Here is a 15255-nt window from a genome sequence, read left to right as displayed (position 1 = left end):
TCTGTTTGGCTGAACGAGTTGCATCATAGTTTAGTCATCGTTACGAACTCAGAACGGAAATTATGCTGATAACAGTAAAAAGCGTGATGACCCCATTCGGGTCATCACGCCTTTTCTAGATTATATTTTCTTGATTGCATCAGTAATCCTTTCATGGCCAGAAATCAGATCAAAGCCACGGTGGTATGTGTGTGGTTCAGCTAATGATGCTATGATTGTTGAGGCAACATCTTCACGGGGTATGGATCCCCTTGATAAATTCTCGCCTGCTTCTACCTGGCCGGTTCCTGGATCGTTCAGTAACCCACCCGGCCGGATAATCGTATAGGTCAGCCCGCTTCGTTCAAGTTCCTTGTCTGCATAATGCTTTGCTGCATAATAAGGCAGTAATGATTCATTCCAATTCTGCCTGTTATGCGCTTGAAATGCGCTTACCATGATAAAACGATCGATACCAGACGATTTTGCAGCTTCCATCGTTTTGACGGCACCATCCAAATCGACCAGTAGTGTCTTATCGGACCCCGTATTACCACCGGATCCTGCAGTAAATACGACTGCGTCGACTCCTTTCAAGCCTTCACGTATGTGATCCACTGTGCCTTCCAGATCTACTAAAACCGATTCTATCCCTTCACTTTCGAACGATCTGGCTTGCTCTTCTTTTCTTACGATGGCTCTTGGGGCATGCTCTCCGCTATCCTTTAAAAGTTTGAGTAAATGAGTTCCAATTTGTCCGTTTGCTCCAACTACAGCTACTTTCACTTTGTCCATCTCCTTTGTTGTTTTTTTCTATGATGTTATGGTGACATGTATATTAGGACATGACAAATGATTTGTTCAGGAATTGCCTTATAGCTGGGCCGGTCAATACCGCCAGTTGAAAATCAACCCTTTACGATACCCAGTATGAATCCATCATATCCTTTCGATCCGACCGTCTGAACAGCGGTACTGTCAATACGCTCTTCTTTAGATAGTATGTCCGTAAATTCCCTTACTCCTCTAACATCTTCATCATGGATGGAGGTGTCCGTCACTTTCCCTCCACGCACGACATTGTCCGTTATGATGACCGCCCCGGGACTCGAGAGTTCAATTGCCCACTTTATATAGTGAGGATTATTCTTTTTATCCGCATCGATGAAGATGAAATCGAATGCTTGACCCTTCAGTTGCGGCAGTGTATCAAGTGCAGCCCCAGTCAGAACCGTGACTTTATCATCCATACCGGCAGCCTTCATGTTCTCCTTGGCAACTTCTGCATGTTTCCCACTGTATTCAAGCGTCGTCAGCGTCCCGTCTTCGGGAAGTGCCCTTGCCATCCAGATACTGCTGTATCCACCAAGTGTCCCGATTTCAAGAATGCGCTTCGCTCCTTTCATCTTCACAAGGAGGTGCAAAAGCTTCCCTTGATTTGGAGAAACATCGATGCTGGGCAAATTTGCACGTTCATTGGCTTTCATGACGCCTTCCATTACCTCATCTTCTTTGTGGAGCTTTTCAGTAAAATATTGATCGACTTCTTGCCATACTTGTTGAGTCATGAATAGTGATCCCCTTTATGTAATGGATTGAAACTTCCGAAAGTTCCTTCACTATATTAACATAATATTCCTTTTGTGTAGGTTTTTTCGTAAATAATGTGGCTTTGAAAATGCAAGTAGAGGTTGATTTAGCGGAAGAACCCGGGCGAAAATCAACCATTACTAGCTTACTGTTCACGAGCAACAATGTATAACAAAACAGCCTTACAAAGAAATCCTTAAGTTCATTCATATAAAAAAGAGCCGGCAATCGCCGACTCCATCACTTAAAATGTATGAGCAAGGTCTTGGGCTCTCTTTATACCATCTTCTTTAATTTCTTGTGCTTTATCAGGCATTGCTGCATGCCCTTCTATGAATAACCCTTCGAATGATGGAATGCCATAGAATTGCATCATGACTTCAAGGTAGCGATGTCCCATTTCCATTGCTGCAGCAGGTCCCTCAGAATATACGCCTCCACGAGCTTGAATGTGAAGTGCTTTCTTATCAGTCAGTAATCCAACCGGACCATTTTCTGTATATTTAAATGTTTTACCTGCTACTGATACAGAATCGATATATGCCTTCATGACAGGAGGGAATGAAAAGTTCCAGAACGGAGTAACGAATACATATTTATCTGCATCCACAAATTGATCGACAAGTTCCGTTAATCGACCGACTTTAGCCTTCTCACTGTCTGAAAGTTCCTCGAACCCTTTACCAGTCTGAAGCTTGCCCCAGCCGCTGAATACATCTGCATCGATATGCGGAATATCTTCTTTATATAAATCCACTGGCATAACTTCGTGTGTCGGGTTTTCCTTTTTATACGTTTCGATGAAAGCCTTGCCGGCTGCCATACTGAATGATTGAGTGTCATCATGAGGATGAGCAGTGATGTACAATACTTTTGTCATAAAAAAAATCTCCCTTTCTGAATGAATAAAGTTGAAATCCATAAGTGTAAGCCAATATATCTCAAACGGATATATTATGAATTCGAGATTATTGTAAGGCATATAAGTACTTTCTTCAACTATTTTGCTTACGCGTTCACCGAATTCCTTTTTTAACCCGGGCAACAGTTGGTACGTACGATATGCTATAACTGAACCAATCTAAAAAACCCCCTATTTTAGGGGCTTTTTGGATTTCGCCTTAATGATCAGAAAATGTGGCTTTTTCATCAGGTAATGATAAGATTTTTCTTTTATTTGCTTCATTCTTTCCTGGGGCTTGGGTTCAATGAATTTCTCAAGATGGAAATGCTTCACTGTGTCATTCAAGACCCTTTCCAGAGGTTTTCGATAAAAGGTGACATCAATGGTGATATGAGGTTTTTTCCACGTTTCAGTAATGGTTTCTGTCTTGAAATAATCATCCCGATGATTCCGGGTAAAATCCATGAACGGGTGATGGATGGAGTACAATAATGTCCCGCCTGGTTTTAATACCCGATTAAATTCCTTGAATGTATCATCCCAATGCTCAAAATAGTGAAGTGTGAGGGAACTGACGATATAATCAAAGGAATCATCTTCAAACGGTAAAGGTGCCTGAAGATCATGGCATAGAACAGATGCAAGGTTTCCCACTCGATGTTTTGTAGCCTTTACCATTTCAGGGCTTAAATCAATTGCCGTGACCTTAGCTCCTTCATTCACAAAGTATTCCGTATACCACCCTGCAGCACAGCCGGCGTCAAGGATCGACTTCCCTTCGATTTCATCCTGTAATTCACTGATCATCGCCGGTCGCTCATAATACGCATTGTAAGGGCTTGCTGTATCGATATCATGTTGATAGGTTTTTGCCAACTTATCGTATGTACTTTTTATGTCTGTCATTGATTCCGTTCTCCTCCCCTTGTAATTGATTAAAATATTGTAGAGATCCTTTCATTACTATAAACTAATAGATGTGACTTTTGAAATCCAGGCAGAGTGAAAAGTGACCTTTTCATACTCTTAAGCTGTTTCAATTTTATATTAGATGGATGACTTACCACTATACAAAAGTTTTTTTAACTTATTAGATGAATTTAATTGGAGGAATCTGATGGAATCAAACCTAAATTCTAAAGCCATCATGATCACATTCATGATCGGGGCTTTTTTCGCCATATTGAATGAAACATTATTGAACATTGCGCTGACTGAACTTATGGATGTGTTTTCTGTAAACGCTCCGACCGTACAGTGGCTTGCGACCGGGTTTATGCTGGTGATGGGTGTATTGATGCCGATTTCTGCCCTATTGATTCAATGGTTCACGACCAGGCAGATGTTCATAGGCGTCATGACTGTTTTCCTTATGGGAACAGTGATTGCAGCAAGTGCCATGACCTTCCCGATGCTATTGGTCGGCAGGATGATTCAGGCAGTCGGGACCGGTTTATTGATTCCCATCATCATGAATGCCATTCTGCTCATATACAAGCCCGAAGTACGTGGTAAGATCATGGGGACGTTCGGACTTGTCATCATGTTCGCTCCTGCCATTGGACCCACCTTGTCAGGCATCATTGTCGATACGCTTGGTTGGAGATGGTTATTTATTACAGTCATTCCCTTCTCTCTATTATCGATACTATTCGCATGGAAGTATCTACAGAATGTCGGAGAAGTGACAAGGCCGAAAGTGGATATCTTATCAATCATTCTCTCTTCGATCGGAATTTCAGGTATTATTTACGGTTTTAGTACAGCAGGAGAGTCGGGGGAAGGCTTCACATCCGTAAATATCCTTCTCATCCTGATTGCGAGTGCCTTAAGCCTCATTTGGTTCGTATTGAGACAGTTACGATTAGACGAACCCCTTCTGGATGTACGAGTGTTTAAATACAAAAGTTACTCCCGCGGGGTCATATTGTTCATCATCGTCATCATGGCCATGTTTGCCTCTGAAATTGTCATGCCGATGTATTTACAAGGACCTCTTGGATATTCTGCAAAGATGGCTGGCTTGATTCTATTGCCAGGTGCCCTTCTGAATGGGTTGATTTCTCCTGTCATGGGGTCCCTCTTCGATAAGTACGGACCGAGAAAGCTGATCATACCAGGAACCATCGTCCTGCTTGGTGTCATGATTTTTTATAGTACCATTAGTGAGAGTACTTCCACCATGCTTTTCATCATTGTTTACATTCTGTTGATGTTATCCATCTCGGCGATCATGATGCCTTCGCAAACGAATGCATTGAATGAACTTCCAAAAAAACTTTATCCGCATGGAACTGCCATAGCCAATACGCTGCAGCCTGTTTCCGGAGCGTTGGGGGTTTCAATATTCGTCAGTATCATGACTCATAGCCGTACGAACTATATTGAAGAACATTCAAGTGCCCCGGCAGCAAACCTTATGAATGATGCCATGACCTACGGCGTCCATCGTGCATATTGGTTTGCATTAGGCTTGGCGTGTACAGCGTTCGTCGTTTCATTGTTCATCAGGAAAGCCTCACCTGCCGAAGAAGAAGCGGCTGAATGAAAATTCATATGATAAAGAAAAGCCTGCATCCAAAGATTGGGTGCAGGCTTTTGCGTATTATGATGTTCCCTTGATGGTTTCAGGTTTTTTATCTTTCACAAATAGGGCAAGGACCAATCCGATTAATGCAGAGATTCCTGCAACGATAAAGGATACATTCACCCCATGAATCATGCCTTCCACTCCCCTTGCTGGCTGAGCAGCAGTTGTCATAACGGTAACGAGCAAGGCTGTACCCACTGCTCCTGAAACTTGGCGCATCGTATTATTCATAGCCGTACCATGTGGGATCAAATGATTCGGTAGCTGATTCAAACCTGCAGTGGTGACTGGCATCATGACCATAGCGACACCAAGCATCCTGGCGGCGTTGACGATGGCGAGATACGTAAACGTTGTATCGGCGTGCAGATTCGTGAACATGAACGTGGTCACCGAAATCAATAATAGTCCTGTGATCGCCAGCCACTTTGCCCCGAACTTATCGAAAATCCTGCCAGTGATGGGGTTCATGAAGCCCATGATCAGTGCACCCGGAAGGAGCATCAGTCCAGATTCAAACGCTGAAAACCCAAGCATGGTCTGCATTAGGATGGGCAGGATTGTTGCTCCTCCAATCATAGCGATGAAAACAACCATCCCAAGTGCTGTTGTAAGTGCAAATAATTTCTCCTTGAACACCCGGAATTCGAGGATGGGCTGTTTCAACTTAAACTGTCGGAGGATGAAGAAGGTCAGCGAAACGGAGCCCACAACCATCGCAGTCACTACTTCCACGCTTCCCCAACCAGCCGTACCGGCAGTACTGAATCCATAAAGCAACCCGCCAAAACCAAGTGAGGATAAAAGGATTGATAAAATATCGACCTTCGGGAACGTTTGCTTTGTGACGTTGACAAGGACGAAGTAAGCAACGATTAAATCAATGATGACAATCGGCAAAATGATGTAGAACAAGCTTCTCCACGGAAACTGATCAACGAGCCATCCCGATAACGTCGGCCCGATTGCCGGAGCAAAAGAGATGACCAAGCCAAACATCCCCATGGCACTCCCCCTTTTTTCGACTGGGAATATAAGGAATAGGATGGTCTGCATCAAAGGCATAATGATACCTGCACCAGATGCCTGTATCACCCTTCCAACCATTAGAATGATAAAGTTTGGAGCAATTGCACAGATCATCGTCCCCGCTGCAAACAATCCAAGCGCGGTGAGAAACAAGGATCTGGTTGTAAAGCGGCCGATCAAAAAGGCAGTGATTGGGATCATGACCCCATTTACCAGCATGAATATCGACGTTAACCACTGAGCCGTACTTGCCTCGAGGTGCAGGTCCGCCATGATATGAGGGAGTGCAGTAGCTAAGAGGGTCTGATTTAATATGGCCGCAAATGCCCCGGAAATCAAGACGATCAGCAATGGGGTTTTGTTAATTGATTCAATTGATTGATTAGATGAATTTGGTCTCATATTCTCCCTTCTTTCCATAATCTATAAACTTGATTTAGACAATCCTGCCTTTAACATTGAAACCTCGAATCTATATTTAGATACTGCTTCCTCGATGCTCAATTCGTTTGAAACACTATGAACGAGGTTATGGAATGTAACGGCGGATAGTATTTGTAAGAGATGATAAAGCTGTTGATGACCAGAAATATTAAGGCTATTGAAATCTACGAGGGCATTGACTTCTTCATACCTTTTGTCCAACTCTTCCCTACTTAGGAACTTGGTGAAAGCCGTTTCGATCTTATAATTCATATTCATCAGGACGTTTTTAATAAAATTATTCTGCCCTTCTGTATGCGAGCGCTCTAAGGTGTGTATAAAGATTGCCGTGACCGCCTCGAACACATCCCCGTTTAACTTTCGTAAATTTGATAAGAATTGCTCATGCCTCTCATTTGCATGCTCATTGAGCAAATAAAAAAAAGCATCCTCCTTATCTTCGAAGTATTGATAAAAACTGCCTCTGGGAATCCCGGCAGATTTTAGGATATTTGAAATCGACGCTTCATAAAGAGAAACACGTGAAAACTCCTTTTTAGCAGCTTCAATCAGCACCTGCTTCTTCTCATTTTTCAAGTTATAAAATGTAGATTTAGGCATGTTGACCTCCATTCCGAAAAAAGTGACACATTGTCATACACAAGACCCTTTCACTATATATGACACGTTGTCACCTGTCAAAGGAAAGACACATTAGAGAATACAAATTAAAAATTAACAAAAGCTATAAAAAAAGAAAGGAACAAAATTTGATGATAAAATTTTTCCCTGGTTTCATCCTTATTAGTATGATTGTACTTTCTATCCATGTACCGAACGCCGCGGCTGAGAACCTGGATTCCATAGGGGTCACGGTCCCTTCTTATGCCAAATGGGGACGGATTGCCATGCAAAAGACAAAAGAGCGATACCCAGAAGCCCAGATCGTCGATTATCTTCACATCGGCCGTGAGGATAGTGATGGGTATAGCACTGAGAAATTCAAGCTTTGGCTAAAAGGAAGTAATAAGGAATTCGGTGTTCTAATCAATATCAGATTTGATTCAAAAACAGAGGAGTTAAAACAAATATCATTTAAGGAAGTATCACGCTAAAAAAAACTGCTGATGATGTCAGCAGTTTTTTAGCGTATATTCTTTAGTACCGTATCCTAACTGAGCTGTCGGTCGGACTACTAACCGGATTCAGGTCCCATCGGGATAGGTTTTCTCCAAAAAGGATATCGATGCTCTGATTAACTCTCTCAATACTACTTCATCGATATCGTCTACTTTATTGATATAGACGCATGCTTTCCCTGTTGTATGCTTTCCGAATTTTTTCAATAGGCTTTCCCGTTGAGTATCACCAGGCGCGAAATATAAGCTGATCTTTGCCTTGCGTGGTGAGAATCCTGCCAGGAAAGAATACCCTTCGTGTCCAGTCTTATACTTGTAATGATAAGAACCGAATCCGATGATGCTTGGTCCCCACATTTTTGCCGGGTATCCGGTTTCTTCAGCGAAGATATCCAATAATCTGTATGCGTCTTCCCTCTTCTTCTCATTCTCCACTTGCTCGATGAATTCAAGAACGCTGTTTTCATTTTGCTTTGTTTTCAATTCGTACAAGCTACCACTCCTCTGATCATGTTTCTTCTATTAGTAATTCGCTCTTCTGTGAAGATTATCCTTTTTAGACAGACTCTGTAACTTGCGCAGTGTCATTAGGCAATCCAAGTGCAGACGGATCAAGCGTTGAAGGTGAAGGAAGTGACCGAAGGGTTCCGTTGATCGACCAAACCAATGCAATAAAAAGAATACCCGTTGCACTTACTAAGTAGACCATTTGCGGACTGAATAAATCGGCAAAGTACCCTCCCAATAGAGAACCAAGTGGCATCGCCATTGCCCCCAAAGATGCAGTGACGGAGAATATCCTTCCGAGAAGATGACTCGGAACCATGGATTGTAATGCTGCACCAAAGATGACATTCGTTGCACCTATCGGAATCCAGGAGAGGCCGAACAGGATGATGCTAAATCCATTGACTTTTACCATTCCTGATGTGATCCACATCATTCCTCCTGTCAGGAATAAAAGAATGGTCAGCTTGCCAATCGGATACTTTCCCAGCAATGAAGCAAGAAGCGCTCCACACAATGCACCGCCTGAAATTGCAGCCAGATAAAGACCATAAAGCTCCGATCCGCCTCTTCCATCAGCGAAGGAAGGCAGTACGGCATAAGTCGATCCTATCGCAAAATTGGCGACGATGGACCCTAACAGGAATTTCGCCAGATGAGAGTTAAAAACGATGGAAAAACCTTCCACCAAATCTTCTTTGTATTGATGTATCGTATCTGTTAATTTCACCTTTTTCTGTGGTTGATTCCCTTCCTTAAGCTGGATCAAGCTGAACAGGATACTTGCCGCAATAAAGGTAACTGCATCGAACATGTATAGCGTAATGGCCCCGACGATGGTCAGAACAATGCCTGCAAGCGCATTGAACGCGAGATCCACTCCTTGGAAAGCGAATGAAAAGAGCGAGTTCCCTTTAACAAGTTGATCCCTTCGCAAAATTCGTGGGAGTAAAGCTGATTGACCAGGATATGCGAATTGGTTGAGAGCCGATATCACCGGCATGATGACTAAGATGAAGGTGACAGTGAGGTATCCAGTATAATGTGCAAGGGGAATCATTAGGACAAGCATTGCTTGGATCAGTTGTGTCCAGACAAGTACCTTCTTAATCTGCCATCTGTCCACAAGCGGGCCCGCCAGGAACTGACATGTTCCCGGTAAAAGTGTTAAGAAACCGGCTAGCCCAGTATAAAAAGCACTTCCTCCAAGTTCATAGACAAGCCACATTGCTGCAACATAATAGATGCTGTCCCCCATATTCGTAACAAGACGGCCAAAAAACAAGGATGCAAAATTCCTATTCTTAAACAATAAATCGATCATCACAATCTCCCCTTCATCTGTATGAATATTTTATTCGGTAAATTTTTTTTTACTGTCTTGGTAAAAAAAACCGATCAACGGTCTTTTTCTTTTTCCATTATCCGTTCCGAGAACTTGGATTCCGCCACCTCGAACCCCATTCCTGTCAGATAATAAGTATTTTGCTCAACTTCTTCTTCCTCTCTGGCTCTTCTTTGAAACTCCCCTACCAATTGAAAATATTCCTTTACGAACCATTTGAAGTTTTCCTCAGACGTCACGGTCTCCCATGAAGAAGCCAATATATTCCACTCGGATGGATCTTTATCCCCTGCTTCATCGAATGCCGAACTTGGCGCTTCAAGAATTCTTCCCATCGTACGTTCCATCATTCCGTACATCATCAATCTCTTCGTTTCGCTAATCTCTTCTTTGTGTGGGAGAAGACTGGCGTCAGGGTAAAATCCGCTGGAAACAGACTGAAAGAACTTTTGTAAAATCCCATTCTTCTCTTCCGTTTTTACAATCTCGATCAATCCCAGCTTCTCTAATTCCTTCAAATGATAATGAATACGCGCGCGGGACATTTCAAATAGTTCGGAAAGCTGCTGGCCAGTATAAGGCTTTTCTACAAGCCGCATCATCAATTTGATGCGGAATGGGTCACTCAATGCTTTCAATTGATCATATTCCTTGATGATAAACATGGACTTCATAACAGCATCCCCTGTTGATATTTTATTCGGTAAAAATTATTTTACCGTGTAAAAAGAGTTTATCACAATGTTTTCCATCTTTACAATGATTCCCTCCGTTTTTCGTTCGACATTTTCCTGCAAACCGAGCTCATAATTGACAATGGTGCATCCCTCAATTATGATAGTGTTATAATTTCATATTCTCCTAAAGGGGAGTAGCTTATACAATAAAGTCGTCATTACGGAGTCAACGCACTCTCGGCTTTATTGACAACATCGTTGTTAGCGAGACCTTTACCGACTGGTGAAGGTTCATATATGTAGATAAAGACCTTTACCGGTAATGGTAAAGGTCTTTTTTTTCTATCTCATTAATGGAAAGGATGCAAAAATATTGATCAAAAAGAATCTGCAGCAATTAATTGAAACGAATAAAGAACAAATTTTGTCAAACAAAAAGGAAGTAGAAAGAATTGAAAGGAAGTTAGATCTTAAACACGCTAAAAATGGAAAGGAGAAAACATAATGTTGTTAAGGAAATATGCTTCTTTGTTTGGGATCGGTTCAGCGAAAATCGACCTTGTATTACCAAAGACAGTCTTCTCCCCCGGAGAACTCCTGAATGGCCATTTCTTGCTCGAAGGCGGGATTGTAAAGCAAAAGCTGAAGCGGATTGAATGTGACCTGATCATGGTTGATAAGCATTCACAAGAAAGAACCATCGATTCCACAACCATCTATAAAAGAGAAGAACTGAAGCCAGACGAAACGAACAAGCTAAACTTTGTTTATCGATTACCGAAAACCCTAAAAGCAAATGAAAAAGGGGTCCGCTACCTATTCAAGACAAAATTGACGTTTGACAAAGGCGTTGAAAGCTTGGATGAAGATTGGATCTCGATTGTTTGCTAGATAAATTAAAGAGAAAACGCCTTTTCCTGGTGTTTTCTCTTATTAAGTACCTCAACATGCCTTACAAGAACTCACTCATTTATAACACGCAACTCTAATAGAAAATTAAAGCCACCACTTCTTTTGCGGTAGTAAATTCGTTTCGATACCAAGCACCTTTTCAAACCAATCTTTTATTAACGTTCTTTTCACAAGATACTCGGATGCTGAATGTGAAACCCCTAATAGTGACATCGTTGTTTCTTCTGCATATTCCATCATTTGATGATAACGTAACCGGCCGTATTCATTATCGATATGGCAATGGATTTCACCACTGATGTATGCTTGAACTCCTTTCGCTTCAGCTTGCTTCATCCAATCGACCTTGTCTCCGCACCCTGCTACAATGGCTACACGGTTAATCTCTCTATGCTGCTTTCCTTCTACATCAAGATAAGGAACCTCGAAGATCCCTTTTAATTGTTCAATTAACCCATTCGTGCTGATGGTGGCAATTTCACTTATCAGGATGAGATTTTCGCCTCGTTCATTCTGCAATAACCCATCAATGACTTTCCCCTTCATTGCCTTGAGGATGGCCATGCTTGTTCCTAGACTCTCATGGAAGTCCATGGGAATGTGGCACGTATATACCGATAACTGTTTTTCTTTTATTCTTTTAATATAGCGGGAATGGATTGGAACAAACCCCCTTCCCCATTCACCTTCAGGATCCCCGCACTCCATAACGATCGGGTGGTGCATAAACAAGAGGTCTCCTGGATCACTCTCCTTAATGAAACGCTCAAGTACGTCCTCCGTGGGGAAAACTGCAAGATGGACCCTTCCCACTGTCTGTAAGCCCCGAATCATCAGTCCGTTGAAATAGTGGGTGAATCCTTCTTCAAATTCAGCCTTCCAATCAAATCGGGAATTATACGCTTGGGGAAGGAATCTACTAAAAGAAGCGTCCTTTCCATATGCTTCGATAACAAACTCATCATTCAATTTATTTACGATATCGCTTAGTAAAGTCAACGCATTTCCCCCTTCAATTCGTTTAGGATCAAATGCCTTTGCTGGATTTTCTTCACATAGATGATTTCCGGATCACCTTCATCCAGCTCTTCAATGTATCCATTCTTAACATAGCCGATTGAGTGAAAGAGGTGATGCATGAGAGCGTTGGATTGATTGGTGGATGAAAATATTTTCTTATCTCCCATCTCATGTTCTATTGCCCGAAATAGTTCCTTTGCTACCCCTTTATTTCTATATTGGGGATGAACGATAACCAACGAAACGAACAATTGATTGAAGAAATGGTCATGAAACAACAGAAACCCAGCTGCCTCCCCTTCAATCTTATAGACCAGACATTGGCGACACGTAATCGATTCCAAAATCACATCCCGTCTTTGTTCACTCCCGATCACTCGTTTATCAATATCCACTAAATCTTCAAGGTCCGATAACGATCCCCATCCTATGTTCTTCATGAATCGATCCCTTGTCTCTCTGTGGACTGAACATACACCTTGATTGGGTTCCCGTCCAAACCATAGCCGTCGGTGGAATGGTTCCATTGATATTTTTCATAGTACCCTTCAAGATCCGTCGCCAGGTATACATTTTCGTACCCCTTACTAGCCGCTTGATCCAACGCATACTGTAGAAAACGTGACCCTATTTCCATTCCGCGATACGAAGGATGAACAAATAAGCAAGCAAGCCATGGAGTTAAGTCCTGACGGCTGTTAAGATCATTCCGGAGCAGGGCAAAGGTCCCGATGATATTCTCTTGTTCCACTGCAATATAAAATCGTGGCACGTCCGCTTCTGTCTCACATGAACGCAGCATGCAATCTTTGTAAAACAGATAGCTATCATCACTGCCCCATTGCTTCCAAAAAACATGAACCGCCTCTTCAATTAAATCTTTCCGCTCTTTCAGTTCAAAGATCCGCATGGTTGTTTCCCTCCAGATGAATAATTCATGGTTAAATAATAGTAAAATATTTATTTATTGAGAATTTTTACTAATAATATAGTAGAATTATACAATATTACTTAATAGGGGTGTAAAAAATGTTCGTTCATAAGGTTGATGAAGAAATATCATTGAAGTTAACGGACCTAAAAGATGCGGAAAGTTTGTTCCAATTGGTTGACACTTCCAGGGAGCATCTGAAGGAATGGCTCGGTTGGATTGATTACACAAAAGAAGTCGAAGACACAAAAGAGTTCATAAAGGGAAGTATGAAAGGGTATGCGGAGAATAGAAGCATGAACACAGTCATTCTCTATAAAGGGACGATGGTGGGGACTGCAGGGTTCAATTCGATTGATTGGTCGAATAAGACGGCCTATATTGGCTATTGGCTTCATCATCAGTATCAGGGTAACGGGATCATGACTCGAGTAGCAAAGGCACTGACGAACTATGCTTTTGATTATCATCATTTGAATAAAGTGGACATCCGGGCTGCTGCCGGCAATCTGAAAAGTCGAAGCATCCCTGAGCGCTTGGGGTTCGTTAAAGAAGGTACAATCAGACAGGCTGAATGGCTATATGATCATTACGTGAATCATGTTGTATACGGTATGCTTCGTGAAGAATGGAAATCTTAACCCCACTGGGCCCGTGAAGATTTATGCGTAACGGAATTCTGCGCCTCAAACAATTATGGAATAAACAACTAGAAAAAGCCCTGAATAAGGGCTTCTTCTCAATTCCTATCCAGCAAAAACTAACTTATCATCGTAAAATTGTCAATCCCTCAATTTCATGAAGGGAGATGGATCCAATTCCGGACTTTCAATCACGATGGCTGCTAATCCCTCTGAAGATCTGGTTTCATGCCATTCATCCTTCTCCCAGAATACAGCATCACCAGCTGTCACGGGAATAAGTTGCCGATCTTCTCCACGGACGATTCCTTCACCATGTACAATCAGTAACAACTGAGGCACCACTGCCTGATGATCACCAATGAGGCCGTTCTCTTCTAAATACATACAACCGATATGAGCTTCTTTACTTGTCATGACGATTCTCGACATGATGAAATCCGAATCGAATTGGGTAATCTTCTTCCCATTCCCCTGTTTAAATGTGTATATTTTCATGGGCTCAGCCACCTTTTTTTAAAATGGTTTGTATATTCGATTTGACGCTGCTCACATGCTTCATGCCCACCATCACGGAATGCACATGATGAGTATTCATCACTGTTGTCAATAAGCTTGAAGGGGGCCTTTTCCGACCAATCAGCTTCCCCAATTCCAATGGAGCACTGGTCATGGAATAAAGTCCAAGTTCTTTGGCAGCTTTCAAAGTGGGCATGGGCAAACTTGAAACAGATTGATTATGGTAGTCAATTGCTGCCACTCTTCTCTCATTCAAAGGAAACTGCACAAATTTAAAGTGGTGCTCTTTCCCACCGGCGATTTCTGCTGCCTTCGTAACTTCCTCCAAGGATAGATATGAAGAATCGGATGGGCTGACGAGAAAACCATCCCAAGAGGCGATTCCGTAAAATCGGATCTTCCCTTCTCTAACAGTCTGTTCCAGAAAAACGAACAGTTCGATCAATTTCTCATAAAATGCCTTTGGCCCAAGGACCATCATGGAAACCTCCGGGTTGTGGATATAGTAAATGTCAATTGTTTCCACATTAAGATGCTTCCTACTTTCATTCATCGCAAACCCATAATAACTTGGCGCCATCACATGTTTTCTATGACCAACGATATTCAGGTCACTTTCAGCAATGATGCCATGCTTCAAGAGGATTTCCTGCAGATAGTCATTTGGCACGAGCTTTGCCTCGATATCACCAGGGACGAGGCCCGCTTTTGTTGAAAGAACAAATTCTCCCCTTTTTAGGCTGTTGTTTTTGATCAATCGAGAAATCACCCTTCCGATATCCCTTTCAGATCTCATCCCTCGATAGTTGATGGCTGTATCAGTGAAATTAATGCCGTTTGTGAAAGCATAAGATAACGATTCTCTATACAGTTTGGAATCTTCTTCCGTCATTTCTCCAAGATGTGTTCCCAATGCAACCCGTGAAACCTCGAACCATGGTGTTTTTTTAGTCCTGATATTAAGGTTCCTTGCAAAATACTCCCTTGTTCCCTTTAGGTTCGCATGCCCCTTGATCAAATTACCGCCTCCTGACTTTCTTGATTATAAA

19 protein-coding genes are annotated in these 15255 nt (G+C 42.2%); 5 read left to right on the top strand and 14 right to left on the bottom strand.

Features of this window, described 5'->3' with window-relative positions:
- Positions 1–120 precede the first annotated feature (120 nt).
- The 4 genes from LCM10_RS02180 to LCM10_RS02165 form a co-directional block, all read right to left on the bottom strand.
- A complete protein-coding gene (locus tag LCM10_RS02180; RefSeq protein WP_224874289.1) occupies positions 121–765 on the bottom strand; it encodes an SDR family oxidoreductase in 645 nt (214 codons plus the stop codon).
- Between the two features lie 122 nt (positions 766–887).
- On the bottom strand, positions 888–1547 hold the full coding sequence (locus LCM10_RS02175) for an O-methyltransferase (protein WP_224874287.1): 660 nt from the start codon (positions 1545–1547) through the stop codon (positions 888–890).
- Between the two features lie 266 nt (positions 1548–1813).
- Positions 1814–2449, bottom strand: a complete 636-nt coding sequence (locus LCM10_RS02170) for an FMN-dependent NADH-azoreductase (RefSeq protein ID WP_224874286.1) — start codon at positions 2447–2449, stop codon at positions 1814–1816.
- Positions 2450–2662: 213 nt separating this feature from the next.
- Positions 2663–3379, bottom strand: a complete 717-nt coding sequence (locus tag LCM10_RS02165) for a class I SAM-dependent methyltransferase (RefSeq protein ID WP_224874285.1) — start codon at positions 3377–3379, stop codon at positions 2663–2665.
- A 211-nt stretch (positions 3380–3590) separates the two neighbouring features.
- On the opposite strand from LCM10_RS02165, the gene LCM10_RS02160 reads away from it, so the two are divergent.
- Positions 3591–5021 carry an MDR family MFS transporter gene (locus LCM10_RS02160; protein ID WP_224874283.1) on the top strand — a complete coding sequence of 477 codons (1431 nt, stop codon included), beginning with the start codon at positions 3591–3593 and terminating at the stop codon, positions 5019–5021.
- 57 nt (positions 5022–5078) lie between these two features.
- Here the strand turns inward: LCM10_RS02160 and LCM10_RS02155 are convergent, their stop codons facing one another.
- Both LCM10_RS02155 and LCM10_RS02150 read right to left on the bottom strand, forming a co-directional pair.
- Positions 5079–6494, bottom strand: a complete 1416-nt coding sequence (locus LCM10_RS02155; protein WP_224874281.1) for an MDR family MFS transporter — start codon at positions 6492–6494, stop codon at positions 5079–5081.
- 21 nt (positions 6495–6515) lie between these two features.
- The gene (locus LCM10_RS02150; RefSeq protein ID WP_224874279.1) at positions 6516–7136 is read right to left on the bottom strand and encodes a TetR/AcrR family transcriptional regulator; all 621 of its coding nucleotides are present in this window, start codon (positions 7134–7136) and stop codon (positions 6516–6518) included.
- Positions 7137–7288: 152 nt separating this feature from the next.
- On the opposite strand from LCM10_RS02150, the gene LCM10_RS02145 reads away from it, so the two are divergent.
- Complete coding sequence (locus tag LCM10_RS02145; protein WP_224874277.1) at positions 7289–7630, top strand: YqzG/YhdC family protein; 342 nt, start codon at positions 7289–7291, stop codon at positions 7628–7630.
- Positions 7631–7720: 90 nt separating this feature from the next.
- Here the strand turns inward: LCM10_RS02145 and LCM10_RS02140 are convergent, their stop codons facing one another.
- The 3 genes from LCM10_RS02140 to LCM10_RS02130 all read right to left on the bottom strand — a co-directional run bounded on the left by LCM10_RS02140 (position 7721) and on the right by LCM10_RS02130 (position 10180).
- Positions 7721–8146 (bottom strand): DUF1801 domain-containing protein, encoded by a 426-nt coding sequence (locus LCM10_RS02140; protein WP_224874275.1) that lies wholly within the window; start codon positions 8144–8146, stop codon positions 7721–7723.
- A 64-nt stretch (positions 8147–8210) separates the two neighbouring features.
- Entirely contained in the window at positions 8211–9482 is a 1272-nt protein-coding gene (locus LCM10_RS02135; protein WP_412103372.1) for an MFS transporter, read from the bottom strand.
- Between the two features lie 77 nt (positions 9483–9559).
- Positions 9560–10180 carry an ArsR/SmtB family transcription factor gene (locus tag LCM10_RS02130; RefSeq protein ID WP_224874272.1) on the bottom strand — a complete coding sequence of 207 codons (621 nt, stop codon included), beginning with the start codon at positions 10178–10180 and terminating at the stop codon, positions 9560–9562.
- Positions 10181–10556: 376 nt separating this feature from the next.
- On the opposite strand from LCM10_RS02130, the gene LCM10_RS02125 reads away from it, so the two are divergent.
- Positions 10557–10688, top strand: coding sequence for an FbpB family small basic protein (locus tag LCM10_RS02125; protein ID WP_224874270.1), 132 nt, complete (start codon positions 10557–10559; stop codon positions 10686–10688).
- On the top strand, positions 10688–11074 hold the full coding sequence (locus LCM10_RS02120) for a sporulation protein (protein WP_224874268.1): 387 nt from the start codon (positions 10688–10690) through the stop codon (positions 11072–11074). The genes LCM10_RS02125 and LCM10_RS02120 overlap by 1 nt, the downstream gene beginning before the upstream one ends.
- Positions 11075–11179: 105 nt before the next feature.
- Here the strand turns inward: LCM10_RS02120 and LCM10_RS02115 are convergent, their stop codons facing one another.
- Genes LCM10_RS02115 through LCM10_RS02105 form a run of 3 tightly spaced genes read right to left on the bottom strand, consistent with a single transcriptional unit; the run spans position 11180 to position 13025 of the window.
- Complete coding sequence (locus LCM10_RS02115) at positions 11180–12094, bottom strand: Nif3-like dinuclear metal center hexameric protein (RefSeq protein ID WP_224874266.1); 915 nt, start codon at positions 12092–12094, stop codon at positions 11180–11182.
- Entirely contained in the window at positions 12091–12555 is a 465-nt protein-coding gene (locus LCM10_RS02110; protein WP_224874265.1) for a GNAT family N-acetyltransferase, read from the bottom strand. The genes LCM10_RS02115 and LCM10_RS02110 overlap by 4 nt, the downstream gene beginning before the upstream one ends.
- Positions 12552–13025: a GNAT family N-acetyltransferase gene (locus tag LCM10_RS02105; protein ID WP_224874263.1), complete on the bottom strand. Its 474-nt coding sequence runs from the start codon at positions 13023–13025 to the stop codon at positions 12552–12554. Before LCM10_RS02105 ends, LCM10_RS02110 begins: the two co-directional genes overlap by 4 nt.
- A 119-nt stretch (positions 13026–13144) precedes the next feature.
- Here LCM10_RS02105 and LCM10_RS02100 point away from each other — a divergent pair, with 119 nt between their 5' ends.
- The gene (locus LCM10_RS02100) at positions 13145–13687 is read left to right on the top strand and encodes a GNAT family N-acetyltransferase (protein ID WP_224874262.1); all 543 of its coding nucleotides are present in this window, start codon (positions 13145–13147) and stop codon (positions 13685–13687) included.
- A gap of 141 nt (positions 13688–13828) precedes the next feature.
- Here the strand turns inward: LCM10_RS02100 and LCM10_RS02095 are convergent, their stop codons facing one another.
- Positions 13829–14185 (bottom strand): cupin, encoded by a 357-nt coding sequence (locus LCM10_RS02095; protein WP_224874261.1) that lies wholly within the window; start codon positions 14183–14185, stop codon positions 13829–13831.
- A gap of 4 nt (positions 14186–14189) precedes the next feature.
- Positions 14190–15224, bottom strand: a complete 1035-nt coding sequence (locus LCM10_RS02090; RefSeq protein WP_224874260.1) for an aldo/keto reductase — start codon at positions 15222–15224, stop codon at positions 14190–14192.
- Positions 15225–15255 lie beyond the last annotated feature (31 nt).

Origin of the sequence: Rossellomorea aquimaris, assembly GCF_020171925.1 — a bacterium.
Classification (GTDB): domain Bacteria; phylum Bacillota; class Bacilli; order Bacillales; family Bacillaceae_B; genus Rossellomorea; species Rossellomorea aquimaris_F.
Note: the sequence above shows the minus strand (reverse complement) of the source record. Positions and strands in the feature narration are given on the sequence as shown.

What these genes read in the sequence shown, in the direction of transcription:
- LCM10_RS02150 (WP_224874279.1), bottom strand. Translation starts at nt 7,136, where the DNA reads ATGCCTAAATCTACATTTTATAACTTGAAAAATGAGAAGAAGCAGGTG.
- LCM10_RS02155 (WP_224874281.1), bottom strand. Translation starts at nt 6,494, where the DNA reads ATGAGACCAAATTCATCTAATCAATCAATTGAATCAATTAACAAAACC.
- LCM10_RS02095 (WP_224874261.1), bottom strand. Translation starts at nt 14,185, where the DNA reads ATGAAAATATACACATTTAAACAGGGGAATGGGAAGAAGATTACCCAA.
- LCM10_RS02105 (WP_224874263.1), bottom strand. Translation starts at nt 13,025, where the DNA reads ATGCGGATCTTTGAACTGAAAGAGCGGAAAGATTTAATTGAAGAGGCG.
- LCM10_RS02110 (WP_224874265.1), bottom strand. Translation starts at nt 12,555, where the DNA reads ATGAAGAACATAGGATGGGGATCGTTATCGGACCTTGAAGATTTAGTG.
- LCM10_RS02160 (WP_224874283.1), top strand. Translation starts at nt 3,591, where the DNA reads ATGGAATCAAACCTAAATTCTAAAGCCATCATGATCACATTCATGATC.
- LCM10_RS02170 (WP_224874286.1), bottom strand. Translation starts at nt 2,449, where the DNA reads ATGACAAAAGTATTGTACATCACTGCTCATCCTCATGATGACACTCAA.
- LCM10_RS02165 (WP_224874285.1), bottom strand. Translation starts at nt 3,379, where the DNA reads ATGACAGACATAAAAAGTACATACGATAAGTTGGCAAAAACCTATCAA.
- LCM10_RS02175 (WP_224874287.1), bottom strand. Translation starts at nt 1,547, where the DNA reads ATGACTCAACAAGTATGGCAAGAAGTCGATCAATATTTTACTGAAAAG.
- LCM10_RS02120 (WP_224874268.1), top strand. Translation starts at nt 10,688, where the DNA reads ATGTTGTTAAGGAAATATGCTTCTTTGTTTGGGATCGGTTCAGCGAAA.
- LCM10_RS02130 (WP_224874272.1), bottom strand. Translation starts at nt 10,180, where the DNA reads ATGAAGTCCATGTTTATCATCAAGGAATATGATCAATTGAAAGCATTG.
- LCM10_RS02100 (WP_224874262.1), top strand. Translation starts at nt 13,145, where the DNA reads ATGTTCGTTCATAAGGTTGATGAAGAAATATCATTGAAGTTAACGGAC.
- LCM10_RS02145 (WP_224874277.1), top strand. Translation starts at nt 7,289, where the DNA reads ATGATAAAATTTTTCCCTGGTTTCATCCTTATTAGTATGATTGTACTT.